The sequence below is a fragment of the Streptomyces sp. NPDC104367 genome (assembly GCF_055583825.1).
Map to the genome: position 1 here is coordinate 43,374 of NZ_JBVJND010000022.1, position 14,939 is coordinate 58,312.

The window sequence follows — 14,939 nt, forward strand, 5'->3', positions numbered from 1 at the left end:
TTGTGCGCCCATCGGGTTGACCGGGAGTCAGGCGTTGGCTCCGCCCGCGCCCGTGGCGAAGGTGCCGGCGATCTCGGCCGGGTTGATGTCCTCGACGTCCCCGGAGCCGAGGACCGCGCCGGTGCCGCGCTTGCTGCGCCGCAGCCGGCCCTCCAGCCAGGAGGCGAACGTGGTGAGGATCAGGTTCAGCACGATGAAGATGATCGCCACGACGATGAAGCTCGGGATGACGTTGGCGTAGTTGGCGGCCAGCGTGCCGCGGGCGGTGAGCAGCTCGGAGAACTGGAGCATCACGCCGCCCAGCGCCGTGTCCTTCACGACCACCACGAGCTGGCTGACGATGGCCGGGAGCATCACGGTGACCGCCTGCGGCAGCAGGATGCTGGTCATCGTCTGCCCCTTGCGCAGACCGATCGCGTACGCCGCCTCGGTCTGGCCCTTCGGCAGGGCCATCACACCGGCCCGTACGACCTCGGCGAGCACCGAGGCGTTGTAGAGCACCAGGCCGGTGATGACCGCGTACAGGGGACGCTCGTCGCTGCCGACGTCGGTGGAGCGGACGTAGAACTCGTTGGCGAACACCATCAGCAGCAGGACCGGGATCGCGCGGAAGAACTCCACGATCCAGCCGGCCGGGACACGTATCCACGTGTGGTCGGACATGCGGGCGATGCCGAAGACCGCGCCCAGCGGGAGGGCGATGACCATGGCGAGCGCCGCGGCCTTGAGCGTGTTGCCGAGCCCGGGCAGCAGATACGTGGTCCAGGCGTCGGAGGTGGTGAACGGCTGCCACAGGGACCACGTCAGCTGGCCCTTGTCGTCCATCTTCTGCCAGACCCAAAGGGCCAGCAGGGCGAGCAGCAGGAAGAAGAGGACGGAGAGGAGGACGTTGCGCCGCTTGGCGCGGGGCCCGGGGGCGTCGTAGAGGACGGAGGTCATCGCTTCACCGCCAGGCGATCGGCGAGCCGGCCGAGGAGCAGGCCGGTCGGGAGGGTCAGGACCACGAAGCCGAGGGCGAAGACCGCGCCGATGGCCAGCGTCTGGGCCTCGTTCTCGATCATGGTCTTCATCAGGGCCGCGGCCTCGGCGACGCCGATCGCCGCCGCCACCGTGGTGTTCTTGGTGAGCGCGATCAGGACGTTGGCCAGCGGGCCGATCACCGCGCGGAAGGCCTGCGGCAGCACGATGAGCCGCAGGGTCTGGATGAAGCTCAGACCGATCGCACGGGCCGCCTCGGCCTGTCCGACGGGGACGGTGTTGATGCCCGAGCGGATCGCCTCGCAGACGAAGGACGCCGTGTAGCCGACGAGTCCCAGCACCGCCAGCCGGAAGCCCTGGATCTTGAAGTCGGAGGCGCCCAGGGTCATGCCGAAGATGTCGGCGAGACCGAGCGAGGAGAAGATGACGATGACCGTCAGGGGGATGTTCCGGACGATGTTCACGTAGACGGTGCCGAACCCGCGCATCAGCGGGACCGGACTGACCCGCATCGCGGCCAGCACGGTGCCCCAGACCAGGGAGCCGACGGCGGAGAAGACGGTCAGTTTCACCGTCATCCAGAACGCCCCTAGGACGTCGTAGCCTTGAAGAAAGTCGAACACTGTTTCCCGCGCTTCCGGGTGTGTGGCGTAGATGGGGGGCATGACGCGCCGCCGCCGGGGAAGCGGTGACGGCGGCGCGCCCGAGGGACCGTGCGATGGCCTGCCCGGTCCGTGCGTCGGCGGAGTTCCGATCCGCGGTACCGCGTACCGCGACACGCGGTACGCGCGGACCGTCGCCTTGCGTGCGGCCTTACTTGACGATCACGCCGATCTTCGGGGCGGGCTCGTTCTTGTAGTCGGCCGGCCCGAAGTTCTTGGTGACGGCCTTGTCCCAGGAGCCGTCGCCGACCATCTTCTCCAGCGCCTTGTTGATCTTGTCCAGGGTCGTGGAGTCGCCCTTCTTGACGCCGATGCCGTAGTTCTCGTTGCTGAGCTTGAGGCCGGCGAGCTTGAACTGGCCCTTGTACTTGTCCTGCGCGGCGAAGCCCGCGAGGATCGAGTCGTCCGTGGTCACGGCGTCTACGGCGCCGCTCTGCAGGCCCGCGATGCACTCGGAGTAGGCGCTGTACTCCTTGAGGTTGGCCTTCGGGGCGATCGTCTGCTGGACGTTCTGCGCCGACGTCGAACCGGTCACGGAACACAGCTTCTTGCCGTTGAGGTCCGTGCCCTTGGCGATCGTCGAGTCCGCCTTGACCAGCAGGTCCTGGTGGGCCAGCAGGTACGGGCCGGCGAAGTCCACCTTCTCCTTGCGCTCGTCGGTGATCGAGTAGGTGGCCGCGATGAACTTCACGTCACCGCGCGCCAGGGCGTTCTCCCGGTCCGCGCTCTTCGTCTGCACGAACTCGATCTGGTTCGCCTTGTAACCGAGCTGCTTGGCGACGTAGGTGGCCACGTCCACGTCGAAGCCCGAGAAGGAACCGTCGGGCTCCTGGAGACCGAGACCGGGCTGGTCGTACTTGATGCCGATCTTGATCTTGCCGCCGCCGGACGAACCGCTGTCGTCCTTGTCGCTGCCGCCGCACGCCGTGGCGGACAGGGTGAGGGCGAGCACGGCGGCCGAGGCGGCGGTGACCTTGCGAAGCTGCATGATGAACATCCTTTGAGTGGTGAAGGCGAGGTCCGTGCGGGGACAGATGACTGACGCGGGCCGTCGGCTGCGCCGTGCGGTCAGTGGTGCAGGATCTTCGACAGGAAGTCCTTGGCCCGGTCGCTGCGCGGGTTGCTGAAGAACTGTTCGGGCGAGGCCTGTTCGACGATCCGGCCGTCGGCCATGAAGACCACCCGGTTCGCGGCCGAACGGGCGAAGCCCATCTCATGGGTGACGACGATCATCGTCATGCCGTCCCTGGCCAGCTGCTGCATGACCTCCAGGACCTCGTTGATCATCTCGGGGTCGAGGGCGGAGGTCGGCTCGTCGAAGAGCATGACCTTCGGCCCCATCGCCAGCGCCCGCGCGATGGCCACACGCTGCTGCTGGCCGCCGGAGAGCTGCGCGGGGTACTTGTCGGCCTGGGTGCCCACACCGACCCGGTCGAGCAGGGACCGGGCCTTCTCCTCGGCCTGCTTCTTGTCCGCCTTGCGGACCTTGGTCTGCCCGAGCATCACGTTCTCGAGCACGGTCTTGTGCGCGAACAGGTTGAACGACTGGAAGACCATGCCGACGTCGGCACGCAGCCGGGCCAGCTCCTTGCCCTCCTGGGGCAGCGGCTTGCCGTCGATCGTGATCGTCCCGGAGTCGATGGTCTCCAGACGGTTGATGGTGCGGCACAGCGTCGACTTGCCGGACCCGGAGGGGCCGATCACCACGACGACCTCGCCGCGGGCGATCGTCAGGTCGACGTCCTGAAGCACGTGCAAAGCGCCGAAGTGCTTGTTCACGTTCTTCAGGGCGACCAGTTCGTCGGTCGCGGCCAAGTCCTCCTTGGCCACCGATACTTCGGTCATCGCTATCGGGCTCCGTCCACCTCGGTTGCGGAGGAATGTAGTGAGCGCGAACGATCAGCGTCATCACATCTGAGCGAGATCTGAGCATCACGATCCGATAGCAGCCGGACACGTCTCGTAGCAGCGGTGACCTGGCCGCGTATCGGCCGGGTAACGGAACCGGCGGGCGGCCGGAACCCCCTTGACGCCGTCCTCGTCCATCAGCGTGACTGCCTTGATGCACGCGCGCGTGCCCGCCGTCCACACACCGGCGGCGAACCAGGAACGTACGAACACCGAACCGGAGGGGGCCGGATGAGACTGCTGCTCGTCGAGGACGACAACCATGTCGCGGCCGCGCTCTCCGCGATCCTCGCCCGGCACGGGTTCTCCGTCACCCACGCCCGCAGCGGCGAGGAGGCCCTTCGGGCCCTCGTCCCCGAGAGCGACGGCTTCGACGTCGTCCTGCTCGACCTCGGCCTGCCCGACCAGGACGGCTACGAGGTCTGCGGGAAGATCCGCAAGCGCACCAGCACCCCGGTGATCATGGTCACCGCCCGCTCCGACGTCCGCTCCCGCATCCACGGCCTCAACCTCGGCGCCGACGACTACGTGGTGAAGCCGTACGACACCGGGGAACTCCTCGCCCGCATCCACGCGGTCAGCCGGCGCACCCACCACGACGAGGCGGCGGGCGGCGGCGACGGCGCGCTGCGGCTGGGTCCCGTCCAGATCGAGCTGCCCACCCGCCGGGTCAGCGTCGACGGCAAGGCCGTCCAGCTCACCCGCAAGGAGTTCGACCTGCTCGCGCTGCTCGCCCAGCGGCCCGGCGTGGTCTTCCGCCGCGAACAGATCATCAGCGAGGTCTGGCGCACCAGCTGGGAGGGGACCGGCCGTACCCTGGAGGTGCACGTCGCCTCGCTGCGCGCCAAACTGCGCATGCCCGCGCTCATCGAGACCGTACGCGGCGTGGGTTACCGGCTCGTCGCACCGGCCGCGTAGCGGGGACGGGTGCGCACTCGACTCCTCCCGCTGCTCATCGTCCTGATGGCCGCCGTACTGCTCGCGCTCGGCGTCCCGCTCGCCGTCAGCACGGCCGCCGCCCAGCAGCAGAAGGTCGTCGTCGACCGGATCGACGACACCGCGCGGTTCGCGGCCCTCGCCCAGTACGTGACCGACACCCCCACCGCCTCGCGCCCCATGCGCACCGACGACCGGCTGGAGACCCTGCGCCGCGAACTCGCCAGCTACTACGGCGTCTACGGCATCCGCGCGGGTGTCTTCTACCGCAACGCGTCCTCCATGGCCAACGCGCCCGACGACTGGGTGCTGCCGAGGACGGGCGAGGTCCGGGAGGCGTTCGACGAGGCGCTCCTCAGCCGCCGCAGCCACGATCCCGCACAGGTGTGGCCCTGGCAGCACAGCCGGCTGGTCGTGGCCTCGCCGGTGATCCGGGACGGCGACGTCGTCGCGGTGGTGGTCACCGACTCGCCCACCGACTCGATGCGCTCCCGCACCCTGAGCGGCTGGCTGTTCATCGGCGCCGGCGAGATCGCCGCGATGCTCCTCGCCGTGGGCGCGGCGCTACGGCTGACCGGCTGGGTGCTGCGGCCGGTGCGGATCCTGGACGCCACCACCCACGCGATCGCCAGCGGGCGGCTGAAGTCCCGGGTCGCGGCGGCCGGCGGTCCGCCGGAACTCAGACGGCTGGCCCGTGCGTTCAACGAGATGGCGGACAACGTCGAGGACGTGCTGGAGCAGCAGCGCGCCTTCGTCGCCGACGCCTCCCACCAGCTGCGCAACCCGCTGTCCGCGCTGCTGCTGCGCATCGAACTGCTCGCCCTCGAACTCCCCGAGGACAACGAGGAGATCGCCTCGGTCCGCACCGAGGGCAAACGGCTCGCCCAGGTCCTGGACGACCTGCTGGACCTGGCGCTGGCCGAGCACGCCGAGGCGGACCTCATGCTCACCGACGTCGGCCGGCTGGCGGAGGAGCGGGTCGCCGCCTGGGCTCCGGCCGCCGCGGCGAAGGGCGTACGGCTGACCGGTGAGTGCGCGCCGACCACCGGGTGGGCCGACCCGATCACCCTGTCCAGCGCGCTGGACGCGGTGATCGACAACGCGGTGAAGTTCACGCCGGAGGGCGGTGTGGTGGAGGTGTCCGTGACCGCCGACGGCGATGTGTCGACGGTCGTGGTGACCGACACCGGACCGGGGCTGACCGACGAGGAACTCACCCGGGTGGGCGACCGGTTCTGGCGCAGCGGACGCCATCAGAACGTGAAGGGTTCGGGGCTCGGGCTGTCGATCACCCGGGCGTTGCTGGCGACGGGCGGGGGCGAGATCACCTACGAGCACCACGAGCCGCGGGGGCTGCGGGTGAGGGTGGCCGTGCCGCGGAGCGGGTGACGGGTGGCGCGTGACGGGTGGCGGGTGTCGAGCGGCGGGTGACGGGTGGCGGGTGACGAGCGGCGGGTGACATGCGGCCGGGGCGCGGACGGGTGCGCCCCGTGCCTCAGGGCTTGACGGAGCGGTAGTAGCGCCGGGCGCCCGCCTGGAGCGGGAGGGGGTCCGTGTAGATCGCCGTGCGCAGGTCCACCAGCTGGGCGGAGTGGACGTGGGCGCCGATGTCGTCGCGGCTCTTGATGACCGTGCGGGTCACCCACTCGGTGAGGCGCGGGTCCATGTCCTCGCGGGTCACGAGGATGTTGGAGACCGCGATCGTGGCGACCGTCGTGCCCTGCTGCACGGACGGGTACGCCGACTCGGGCATGTTGGTCGCCCGGTAGTACAACGCGGCCTCGCTCTCGGAGTGCAGCTTGGTGACGAGGCTCCCCTCGATCGGCACGAACGAGAACCGGAACTTCTTCGCGAGATCCTGCAAGCCCTTGGTCGGCAGCCCGCCCGACCAGAAGAACGCGTCGATCTTGCCTTTCCGGAGCCGGTCCGGACCGGTGTCTATGCCGTCCGACACGGGTGTGACGTCCTTCGTGGGGTCGATCCCGGCGGCCCTGAGCACCCGGTTGGCGATCAGCCGCACACCCGAGTTGGGCAGGCCCGTCGCCACCCGCTTGCCCCGCAGCTGCGCCACGCTCGTGATGCCCGAGTCACGCGCCACCACGAGCTGGACGTAGTCGTCGTAGAGCCGCGCCACCCCGCGCAGCCGGTCGGCGCCCCGGCCGCCGTTCTGCTCGTACGTCTCCACCGCGTCGGCGGCCGCGATGGTGAAGTCGGCCCCGCCGTTCGCCACCCGCCGCACGTTCTCGTACGACCCCGCGCTCTGCTTCAGTTCCACCCGCAGCCCCGGCATGTCCTTGCGCAGCTCGTTGCGCAGCCGCTCGCCGTACTCCTGGTAGACCCCGCTCAGCGATCCGGTGCTGAAGGTGATCGTCCCGGTCGGCGGCTTCTCGCCCAGCGGCAGCAGCCACCACAGCAGCAGGCCGAACGCGACGAAGCAGGCGGCGGCGCCCTGGAGCGCGCGGCGCCTGCCGATACGGGGGAACACCATGGGCATGCGCGCGATCCTGCCAGCCGGTCACCGTCCTGGCCAGGGGCACCGTGCCGGGCCGGACTGTCAGAGGCGGCGGTTAGAGTCGTTCGCATGACCAGTTCCTCGACCAGTTCCTCCACCGGCACCACGACCGACTCCTCACCCTCCGGACTCGTCCGGGAGTTCCACCGCGCCTTCGGCCTCGACGCCCGCACCACGCCGACCGAGGTGTCCCCGGAGCTGGCCGCCCACCGGGGGGAGCTGCTCGCCGAGGAGGCCGCGGAGGTTGCCGAGGTCGCCGTCGCCGGGCCGCTGGACCGGCTCGCGCACGAGCTGGCGGACGTGGTCTACGTCGCGTACGGCACCGCGCTGGTGCACGGGATCGACCTCGACGCGGTGATCGCCGAGGTCCACCGGTCCAACATGAGCAAGCTGGGGCCGGACGGACAGGTCGCCCGCCGGGCCGACGGCAAGGTCCTCAAGGGCGAGCACTACCGGGCGCCGGACGTCTCGGCGGAGCTGCGCCGCCAGGGCTGGATACCCGGGGGCGACGCCTGAGGGTCCGGGACGGCCGACGGGCCTCGGCGTCCGTCTGCCCGTGACGTGACCTGAACCACGGCGGTGTCAGGTCGCGTGGCCGTGGCCTTGAGTGCGGGTGTGGGCGCCGGCGTGGCTGTTATCGGGGCGGGTCAGCCCTGTCGGGCGGCCGCGCGGCGCTGGGGGGTCATGCCGGCGACCCTAGGAAGAGGCCGGGCGGCCGCTCCACCGTTTTTCCGGCGCCCGGCGCCCGGCTTTAGGCCTCGCCCGTCGGCCCGACGCCGGCCTGGCCGAGCCGGAGGTTCCAGCGGCCGGCCCGGCCCGTGACCTCCGTCGCCGCGAGCGGGGGGACGTCGACGCGCCAGAACGCTGCCTCGGGAGCGCCGAGCGCGTGCAGCACCACCGCCCGGACCACCTCCGGTTCCACCACGGCGAGCGTCCTGCCGTCCGCCGGGCCCGCCGACTCCAGCCAGTGCACCACCCGCGCGCACAACTCCCGTACGGATTCGCCTCCGTGGGGTGCGGCGCCCGGATCGGACAGCCAGCGGACGACCGCCTCCGGCTCGGCGGCGCCGACCTCGTCCAGGGTGCGGCCCCGCCAACGGCCCATGTCCAGCCCGGCCAGGCCCGGTTCGACGGAGGCGTCCAGACCGAGCGCGACCGCCGTCTCCGTGCAGCGCACACTGGCGGAGCTGACCGCGCGTCCTGCGCCGGGCAGGGAGAGCCGCACCGCCCCCGGGTCCTCGATCGAGTCACCGTCGTCGAAGCGGGCCCGCCGCAGCGAGGGGGTGATCGCCGGGGCGATGAGGATGACTCGGCTGGTCACGGGGGTGTTCCTCCTACGTCGCACAACGAACGCGCACACCGGGCCCGCACGACGGTACGCGCCCCACGGACACACTCCCGCCTCCGCACCCGCCCCCGCACTCGCCTCCGCCCCCGACCCGCACTCGCCCCGGCGTCCGGATGCGGCTCCGCCTCTCGTCCAGGCCCGGTATCCGGCTTCGACCAGTTCGGTACCGGAGAACGCCGGCAGCGACTTGCCGCTCCCGAAGGAGGCGGAGACCGCCGGAAGCCGGTCGGTGGGCAGGAGGGCGTGATCACCTGCGTCGCCCTGGACCGCGCCGGGAGCCGATGAGCGGCCGGTTGTCAGTGCCGGCTGACACACTTTTCGACGTGGACACCCAACGCCGAGAACTGGCCGCACGCTTCGTGGAGGCGCACCGCGAGGGCTGCTTCCTGCTCCCCAACGCCTGGGACGCGGGCAGCGCCCGCGTGCTGGAGGCCGTCGGCTTCCCGGCCGTGGCCACCACCAGCGCGGGCATCGCCTTCTCCCTGGGCCGCCCCGATCACGACTACGGCGGCGGCCGGGTGGACCGGGCGACCATGATGGGCCGGATCCGTGAGATCGCCGCCGAGGTGCGCGTCCCGGTGAGCGCGGACCTGGAGGACGGCTTCGGCGAGTCCCCCGAGGCCGTGGCCGAGACGGTCTCGGCGGCGCTCGCGGCCGGAGCGGCGGGCGGCAACATCGAGGACTTCACGGGCGACCGCTCCCGGCCGCTGCACGACCCGGAACTCTCGGCGGACCGCATCCGTGCCGCACGCCAGGCGGTCGACGCGGCCGGTGAGCCGTTCGTCCTGGTCGGCCGCACCGACGTGCTGCTGACCGGCGGTCCGCTGGCGGAGGCTGTCCGCCGGGCCAACTCCTTCCTCGCGGCGGGCGCGGACTGCGCGTTCGTGCCGGGCGCGGCCGACGCGGAGACCATCGGCACGCTGGTGAAGGAGATCGACGGGCCGCTGAACGTGGTCATGGGGCTGACGGGCGGCGCCCTGTCACTGGCCGACCTGCGCGAACTCGGGGTGCGCCGGGTCACGGTGGGCGGCAGCATCGCGCGGGCGATGTACGCGCAACTCCTCGGCGCGGCCCGGGAACTGGTGGACCGGGGGACCTTCTCCTACGCCGAGAACCAGATCTCGCAGACGGATCTCAACGACCTCTTCCGGAGGTGAGGCACCACCTTTTTCGGTGGTGAGGCACGACCTCTTCCGGAGGTGAGGAGGGAGACCGGCAGGGTCGGAGCGCAGGCTGCGGTCAGCCGGTCAGCCGGTCAGCCGGTCAGCCGGTCAGCCGGTCGGGCGCCGACCATGTCAGGTCGGCCTAGGCGGCGTTCACGCGACCCCGCCGACCCCGCCGACCCCGCCGATCCCGCCGACCCCGGCATCCCCGAGCGGGCCCGGGGCACCGTCGTCCGCGCCGGGTTCGCCCTTGGAGAGCCTGGTGCGGTCTCCCGGTCCGACCGTACGACGGGCTTGATAGCCTCGGTGAGCCAGTCGAGCCACACCCGAGGCCAGGGAATCCGGTGCGAATCCGGAACTGACGCGCAGCGGTGAGGGGGACGGGCGGGGCACGCTAGCCACTGGGAGACCGGGAAGGCGCCCCGGCCGGACGAACCCGAGTCCGAAGACCTGCTGGCACCTTCGCGCCCCGGCGCGCAGGGACGTCCGTAGGCCAGGCTCCGCGTACGAGCCCCGACCCCAGAGGCATGCCCGTGCTCAGCACCCCCGCCCCGCTCCGCATCCCCACGCTCCTCCTCGCGTCCGCCCTCCTGCTCACCGCCTGCGGCGGCACCGGGAGCGGCGCCGCCACCGAGACGTCTGCCGCCGCGGGCTATCCGGTGACCCTCCACAACTGCGGCCACGCGGTCACCCTCAAGTCGGCGCCGAAGCGGGCCGTCTCCCTCAACCAGGGCACCACGGAGATCCTGCTCTCCCTCGGACTCGCCGACCGCATGGCCGGCACGGCCACCTGGACCGACCCGGTGATGAAGGGCCTGGAGAAGGCCAACGCGTCCGTTCCCCGCCTCGCCGACAACAACCCCTCCTTCGAGAAGGTGCTGGACGCCGAACCCGACTTCGTCACCGCCTCGTTCGTCTCCACCCTCGGCAAGGGCGGGGTCGCCACCCGCGAGCAGTTCGAGAAGCTCGGCGTGCCCACGTACGTCTCGCCGTCCGACTGCTCCGCGGGCAAGGACAACGACAGCGGCGGCGACGGATCGCGCGGCGAACCGCTCACCCTCGACGCCGTCTACGGCGAGATACGCGACCTGGCCCGCGCGTTCGGCGTCGAGGAGCGCGGCACCGAACTCGTCGCCTCGCTGAAGAAGCGGGTGCGCGCGGCCACCGCCGGACTGCACGCCTCGGACGTGTCCCTGATGTACTGGTTCGCCAACTCCCAGTCGCCCTACCTGGCCGGCTGCTGCGGCGCGCCCGGCGCCATCACCCGGGCGGTCGGCGCGCAGAACGCCTTCGCCGACACCCACGACGAATGGCCCCAGGTCAACTGGGAGACGGTCGCCGACCGCGACCCCGACATCATCGTGATCGGCGACCTGACCCGCAAGCAGCAGACCGCCGAGACCGCCGCGGCCAAGATCCGCTTCCTGGAGTCCAACCCCGCCACCCGCAATCTGACCGCCGTGAAGAAGAAGCGGTACGTCCTGCTGAGCGGGCAGGCGATGAACCCGTCCATCCGCACCATCGAGGGGATCGAGAAGGTCGCGGCCGGTCTGCGTGACTTCGGGTTCGCCAAGTGAGCGTCCGCTCGCTGCTGTTGACGGGCGGGGGCCTGGCCGCGCTGCTCGTGTCGGTCGCCGTGGCCGTGACGATCGGCCCCGCCGACATCTCCACCGGTGACGTCTGGGCCTCCGTCGCGGCCCATCTCGGCCTCGGCGAGAGCGGGCTGGCGCCGCTGCGGGACGGCATCGTGTGGGACCTGCGGATGCCGCGCACACTGCTGGCCGCCGTGTGCGGGGCCGGACTCGCCGTCTGCGGCGCGGTCATGCAGTCGCTGCTGCGCAACCCGCTCGCCGACCCCTTCGTGCTCGGGGTCTCCTCCGGCGCGTCCACCGGCGCGGTCGCCGTGGTCGTGCTCGGCGTCGGCGGGGGAGCGGTGTCCCTGTCGGCGGGCGCCTTCGTCGGCGCGCTGCTCTCCTTCGGCCTGGTGCTGCTGCTCAGCCACACCCTCGGCCCCAGCACCGACCGGGTCGTCCTGTCCGGGGTCGCGGCCATGCAGCTGTTCTCCGCGCTGACCTCGTTCACCGTGCTCACCTCGGCGGACGCGGAGACCACCCGGGGCGTGCTGTTCTGGCTGCTCGGCTCGCTCAGCGGCGCCGACTGGGGACAGGTGCTGCTCTGCGCGGGCGTCCTGGCGGCCGTCCTCGTCGTCTGCCTCGGGTACGCCCGCACCCTCGACGCGTTCGCCTTCGGGGACGAGGCCGCCGCCGGGCTCGGGGTCCGGGTCGCCCGCACCCGTCTGGTCCTGCTCTGCGCGACCGCGCTGCTCACCGCCGCCCTGGTCAGCTGCGCGGGCGCGATCGGCTTCGTCGGCCTGGTCCTGCCGCACGCCACCCGCGCCCTCACCGGCTCCGGGCACGCCCGGCTGCTGCCGGTCACCGCGCTGACCGGTGCCGTCTTCCTGGTCTGGGTGGACACCCTCGCCCGGACCGTCCTCGACCCGCAGGAGGTCCCGGTGGGCGTGGTGACGTCCCTCATCGGCGTGCCGGCCTTCGTGGCCGTGCTGCACCGCGGCCGGAGCAGGGCATGACCAGCCTGGAGGCGGACCGCGTCGGACGCCGTATCGGCGACCGGGTCGTCGTCGACGACGTCACCCTCATCCTGCGCCCCGGTGAGACCGTCGGCCTGCTCGGCCCGAACGGCTCGGGGAAGTCCACGCTGATCAGGCTGCTGTCCGGGGTCCTCGCCCCCACCGCCGGAGTCGTGTCCCTGGACGGCCGCCCGCTCGCCGAGGCCGGCCGCCGCGCCACCGCCCGCCGGGTCGCCACCGTCGACCAGCACGCCCACACCCAGACCGAACTCACCGTCCGGGACGTCGTCGCCCTCGGCCGTGTCCCGCACCGCCGCGCCTGGACGCCCCCGACGGCGGCCGACGCGGCGGCCGTCGCCGAGGCGCTCGCGCGCACCGGGCTGACCGACCGGGCCGGCCAGTCCTGGCACACCCTCTCCGGCGGCGAACGCCAGCGCACCCAGATCGCCCGTGCCCTCGCCCAGGAACCCCGCGAGCTCCTGCTCGACGAACCCACCAACCACCTCGACATCCAGCACCAGCTCGACCTGCTGGAACTCGTCGCGAGCCTGCCGGTCACCACCGTGATCGCCCTGCACGACCTGAACCTCGCCGCGATGTACTGCGACCGCCTGCTCGTGCTGCGCGAGGGCCGCGCGGTCACGGAGGGCACCCCCGCCGAGGTGCTCACGCCCGCCCTCGTCGAACAGGTCTACGGCGTCCGCGCCGAGGTCACCCACGGCCCCGGCCACCCCGTGATCCGCTTTCTCCGCCCCGCGAACCGGGACGGGTCCCCGTGCGAGAGGAGTACGACGAGCGATGCCCCGACGCCCGACTGAGGAGGACCCCCTCGGGCACCCCTCCGGCCGCTCGGCACCGTGCCGGATCGTGGTCTGCCGCGACTGCTGCTGCGGAACCCCGAAGGTCACCGGGGTCGATCACGAGCGGCAGACCGCGCGCCTGGCGGAGAGCGCCCCCGTGCGCGTCTCGGACTGTCTCGACGTGTGCGAGCACGCCAACGTGGTCGTCGTCCAGCCCTCCGCCGCCGCGCGCGCCGCGGGCGCCCGCCCGGTCTGGCTCGGCCTCGTCAACGACCCCGACGCCACCGAGGACATCGCCGCCTGGGTCCGGGCCGGCGGCCCCGGTGTCGCCCCCTGCCCCGACATCCTCGACCTGTACGTCTTCACCCCGCCGCGCAGAGCCCGCTGAGCCGGGGACACCGGTCCGAGACGGACCCCCGTTCACGACCGCCTACCCTTGATGCATGACCAGCAGCAGTGACCGGAGCCTCGCAGTGGACGTTCAGGGATCCAAGACCTACGAAGTGCGCACCTACGGGTGCCAGATGAACGTCCACGACTCCGAGCGATTGTCCGGGCTGCTGGAGGAGGCCGGGTACGTGCGCGCGCCCGAGGGCTCCGACGGGGACGCGGACGTGGTGGTGTTCAACACGTGCGCCGTCCGGGAGAACGCCGACAACCGGCTCTACGGCAACCTCGGCCGGCTGGCGTCGAAGAAGGCGAGCCGGCCCGGTGGCATGCAGATCGCGGTCGGCGGCTGTCTGGCCCAGAAGGACCGCGACACCATCGTGACCAAGGCCCCCTGGGTCGACGTCGTCTTCGGCACGCACAACATCGGCAAGCTGCCGGTGCTGCTGGAGCGCGCGCGGATCCAGGAAGAGGCCCAGGTCGAGATCGCCGAGTCGCTGGAGGCGTTCCCCTCCACCCTGCCGACCCGGCGCGAGAGCGCCTACGCGGCCTGGGTGTCGGTCTCCGTCGGCTGCAACAACACCTGCACCTTCTGCATCGTCCCGGCCCTGCGCGGCAAGGAGAAGGACCGCCGTACCGGCGACATCCTCGCCGAGATCGAGGCGCTGGTCGCCGAGGGCGTCTGCGAGATCACCCTCCTCGGCCAGAACGTCAACGCCTACGGCTCCGACATCGGCGACCGCGAGGCGTTCGGCAAGCTGCTGCGGGCCTGCGGGAACATCGAGGGACTGGAGCGGGTGCGGTTCACCTCCCCGCACCCCCGTGACTTCACCGACGACGTGATCGCGGCGATGGCCGAGACGCCGAACGTGATGCCCCAGCTGCACATGCCGCTCCAGTCCGGCTCGGACACCGTGCTCAAGGCGATGCGCCGGTCCTACCGGCAGGACCGCTACCTCGGGATCATCGAGAAGGTCCGGGCCGCCATCCCGCACGCCGCGATCACCACCGACATCATCGTGGGCTTCCCCGGCGAGACCGAGGAGGACTTCGAGCAGACGATGCACGTGGTCCGCGAGGCCCGCTTCACCCAGGCCTTCACGTTCCAGTACTCCAAGCGGCCCGGCACCCCGGCCGCGACCATGGAGAACCAGATCTCCAAGGAGGTCGTCCAGGCGCGCTACGAGCGTCTCGTCGCCCTCCAGGAGGAGATCTCCTGGGACGAGAACAAGAAGCAGGTCGGCCGCACCCTGGAGCTGATGGTCGCGGAGGGCGAGGGCCGCAAGGACGGCGCCACCCACCGCCTCTCCGGCCGCGCCCCCGACAACCGCCTCGTCCACTTCACCAAGCCGGAGCAGGAGGTCCGCCCCGGCGACGTCGTCACGGTCGAGATCACCTACGCCGCCCCGCACCACCTCCTCGCCGAGGGCGCCGTCCTCGACGTGCGCCGCACGCGCGCGGGCGACGCCTGGGAGAAGCGCACGGCGGAGAAGACCGCCAAGCCGGCCGGCGTCCTCCTGGGCCTCCCCAAGATCGGCGTCCCGGCCCCCCTCCCGGCAACGACGAGCGCCTGCACGGCCCACTGACCGCACGACGCACGCCACACCCCGCCCGAGGGCCCCGACGGCGAGCACCGGCGAAGGCCCGTGGCCCGCAAC

The 14,939-nt window shown here is 71.6% G+C and carries 15 protein-coding genes and 1 riboswitch; of the genes, 9 read left to right on the forward strand and 6 right to left on the reverse strand.

Annotated elements, in window-relative coordinates; translation table 11 throughout:
- Window positions 1–27: 27 nt before the first annotated feature.
- From ACZ619_RS29385 to ACZ619_RS29400, 4 genes are all read right to left on the reverse strand, one after another.
- On the reverse strand, window positions 28–939 hold the full coding sequence (locus tag ACZ619_RS29385; protein WP_469605083.1) for an amino acid ABC transporter permease: 912 nt from the start codon (window positions 937–939) through the stop codon (window positions 28–30).
- Complete coding sequence (locus tag ACZ619_RS29390; RefSeq protein WP_469605086.1) at window positions 936–1,601, reverse strand: amino acid ABC transporter permease; 666 nt, start codon at window positions 1,599–1,601, stop codon at window positions 936–938. Before ACZ619_RS29390 ends, ACZ619_RS29385 begins: the two co-directional genes overlap by 4 nt.
- A 190-nt stretch (window positions 1,602–1,791) precedes the next feature.
- Window positions 1,792–2,628, reverse strand: a complete 837-nt coding sequence (locus tag ACZ619_RS29395) for a glutamate ABC transporter substrate-binding protein (protein ID WP_469605089.1) — start codon at window positions 2,626–2,628, stop codon at window positions 1,792–1,794.
- 80 nt (window positions 2,629–2,708) lie between these two features.
- The gene (locus ACZ619_RS29400; protein ID WP_469605091.1) at window positions 2,709–3,485 is read right to left on the reverse strand and encodes an amino acid ABC transporter ATP-binding protein; all 777 of its coding nucleotides are present in this window, start codon (window positions 3,483–3,485) and stop codon (window positions 2,709–2,711) included.
- Window positions 3,486–3,779: 294 nt separating this feature from the next.
- Between ACZ619_RS29400 and ACZ619_RS29405 the strand changes: the two genes are divergently transcribed.
- Together ACZ619_RS29405 and ACZ619_RS29410 are read left to right on the forward strand one after the other, a co-directional pair.
- Entirely contained in the window at window positions 3,780–4,466 is a 687-nt protein-coding gene (locus tag ACZ619_RS29405) for a response regulator transcription factor (protein ID WP_469605093.1), read from the forward strand.
- Window positions 4,467–4,475: 9 nt separating this feature from the next.
- The gene (locus tag ACZ619_RS29410; protein ID WP_469605095.1) at window positions 4,476–5,873 is read left to right on the forward strand and encodes a sensor histidine kinase; all 1,398 of its coding nucleotides are present in this window, start codon (window positions 4,476–4,478) and stop codon (window positions 5,871–5,873) included.
- Window positions 5,874–5,979: 106 nt separating this feature from the next.
- Here ACZ619_RS29410 and ACZ619_RS29415 read toward each other — a convergent pair whose 3' ends face one another.
- Window positions 5,980–6,978, reverse strand: coding sequence for a TAXI family TRAP transporter solute-binding subunit (locus ACZ619_RS29415; RefSeq protein WP_469605097.1), 999 nt, complete (start codon window positions 6,976–6,978; stop codon window positions 5,980–5,982).
- Between the two features lie 87 nt (window positions 6,979–7,065).
- Between ACZ619_RS29415 and ACZ619_RS29420 the strand changes: the two genes are divergently transcribed.
- The gene (locus ACZ619_RS29420; protein ID WP_469605099.1) at window positions 7,066–7,512 is read left to right on the forward strand and encodes a pyrophosphohydrolase domain-containing protein; all 447 of its coding nucleotides are present in this window, start codon (window positions 7,066–7,068) and stop codon (window positions 7,510–7,512) included.
- Window positions 7,513–7,747: 235 nt separating this feature from the next.
- On the opposite strand, the gene ACZ619_RS29425 is transcribed toward ACZ619_RS29420, so the two are convergent.
- Complete coding sequence (locus ACZ619_RS29425) at window positions 7,748–8,317, reverse strand: histidine phosphatase family protein (RefSeq protein WP_469605101.1); 570 nt, start codon at window positions 8,315–8,317, stop codon at window positions 7,748–7,750.
- 350 nt (window positions 8,318–8,667) lie between these two features.
- Between ACZ619_RS29425 and ACZ619_RS29430 the strand changes: the two genes are divergently transcribed.
- From ACZ619_RS29430 to miaB, 6 genes are all read left to right on the forward strand, one after another.
- Window positions 8,668–9,501 carry an isocitrate lyase/PEP mutase family protein gene (locus ACZ619_RS29430; protein ID WP_469605103.1) on the forward strand — a complete coding sequence of 278 codons (834 nt, stop codon included), beginning with the start codon at window positions 8,668–8,670 and terminating at the stop codon, window positions 9,499–9,501.
- A gap of 301 nt (window positions 9,502–9,802) precedes the next feature.
- A riboswitch (cobalamin riboswitch) is annotated at window positions 9,803–9,979 on the forward strand.
- Between the two features lie 55 nt (window positions 9,980–10,034).
- Entirely contained in the window at window positions 10,035–11,084 is a 1,050-nt protein-coding gene (locus ACZ619_RS29435; protein WP_469605105.1) for an ABC transporter substrate-binding protein, read from the forward strand.
- Complete coding sequence (locus ACZ619_RS29440; protein WP_469605108.1) at window positions 11,081–12,094, forward strand: FecCD family ABC transporter permease; 1,014 nt, start codon at window positions 11,081–11,083, stop codon at window positions 12,092–12,094. Before ACZ619_RS29435 ends, ACZ619_RS29440 begins: the two co-directional genes overlap by 4 nt.
- A complete protein-coding gene (locus ACZ619_RS29445; RefSeq protein ID WP_469605111.1) occupies window positions 12,091–12,912 on the forward strand; it encodes an ABC transporter ATP-binding protein in 822 nt (273 codons plus the stop codon). The genes ACZ619_RS29440 and ACZ619_RS29445 overlap by 4 nt, the downstream gene beginning before the upstream one ends.
- Window positions 12,893–13,282, forward strand: a complete 390-nt coding sequence (locus tag ACZ619_RS29450) for a (2Fe-2S) ferredoxin domain-containing protein (RefSeq protein ID WP_469605113.1) — start codon at window positions 12,893–12,895, stop codon at window positions 13,280–13,282. Before ACZ619_RS29445 ends, ACZ619_RS29450 begins: the two co-directional genes overlap by 20 nt.
- A 55-nt stretch (window positions 13,283–13,337) precedes the next feature.
- The gene (miaB, locus tag ACZ619_RS29455; protein WP_469605116.1) at window positions 13,338–14,867 is read left to right on the forward strand and encodes a tRNA (N6-isopentenyl adenosine(37)-C2)-methylthiotransferase MiaB; all 1,530 of its coding nucleotides are present in this window, start codon (window positions 13,338–13,340) and stop codon (window positions 14,865–14,867) included.
- The last annotated feature ends 72 nt before the right edge of the window (window positions 14,868–14,939 follow it).

What these genes read in the sequence shown, in the direction of transcription:
- ACZ619_RS29385 (WP_469605083.1), bottom strand. Translation starts at nt 939, where the DNA reads ATGACCTCCGTCCTCTACGACGCCCCCGGGCCCCGCGCCAAGCGGCGC.
- ACZ619_RS29395 (WP_469605089.1), bottom strand. Translation starts at nt 2,628, where the DNA reads ATGCAGCTTCGCAAGGTCACCGCCGCCTCGGCCGCCGTGCTCGCCCTC.
- ACZ619_RS29400 (WP_469605091.1), bottom strand. Translation starts at nt 3,485, where the DNA reads ATGACCGAAGTATCGGTGGCCAAGGAGGACTTGGCCGCGACCGACGAA.
- ACZ619_RS29405 (WP_469605093.1), top strand. Translation starts at nt 3,780, where the DNA reads ATGAGACTGCTGCTCGTCGAGGACGACAACCATGTCGCGGCCGCGCTC.
- ACZ619_RS29415 (WP_469605097.1), bottom strand. Translation starts at nt 6,978, where the DNA reads ATGCCCATGGTGTTCCCCCGTATCGGCAGGCGCCGCGCGCTCCAGGGC.
- ACZ619_RS29420 (WP_469605099.1), top strand. Translation starts at nt 7,066, where the DNA reads ATGACCAGTTCCTCGACCAGTTCCTCCACCGGCACCACGACCGACTCC.
- ACZ619_RS29435 (WP_469605105.1), top strand. Translation starts at nt 10,035, where the DNA reads ATGCCCGTGCTCAGCACCCCCGCCCCGCTCCGCATCCCCACGCTCCTC.
- ACZ619_RS29445 (WP_469605111.1), top strand. Translation starts at nt 12,091, where the DNA reads ATGACCAGCCTGGAGGCGGACCGCGTCGGACGCCGTATCGGCGACCGG.
- ACZ619_RS29450 (WP_469605113.1), top strand. Translation starts at nt 12,893, where the DNA reads ATGCCCCGACGCCCGACTGAGGAGGACCCCCTCGGGCACCCCTCCGGC.
- miaB (WP_469605116.1), top strand. Translation starts at nt 13,338, where the DNA reads ATGACCAGCAGCAGTGACCGGAGCCTCGCAGTGGACGTTCAGGGATCC.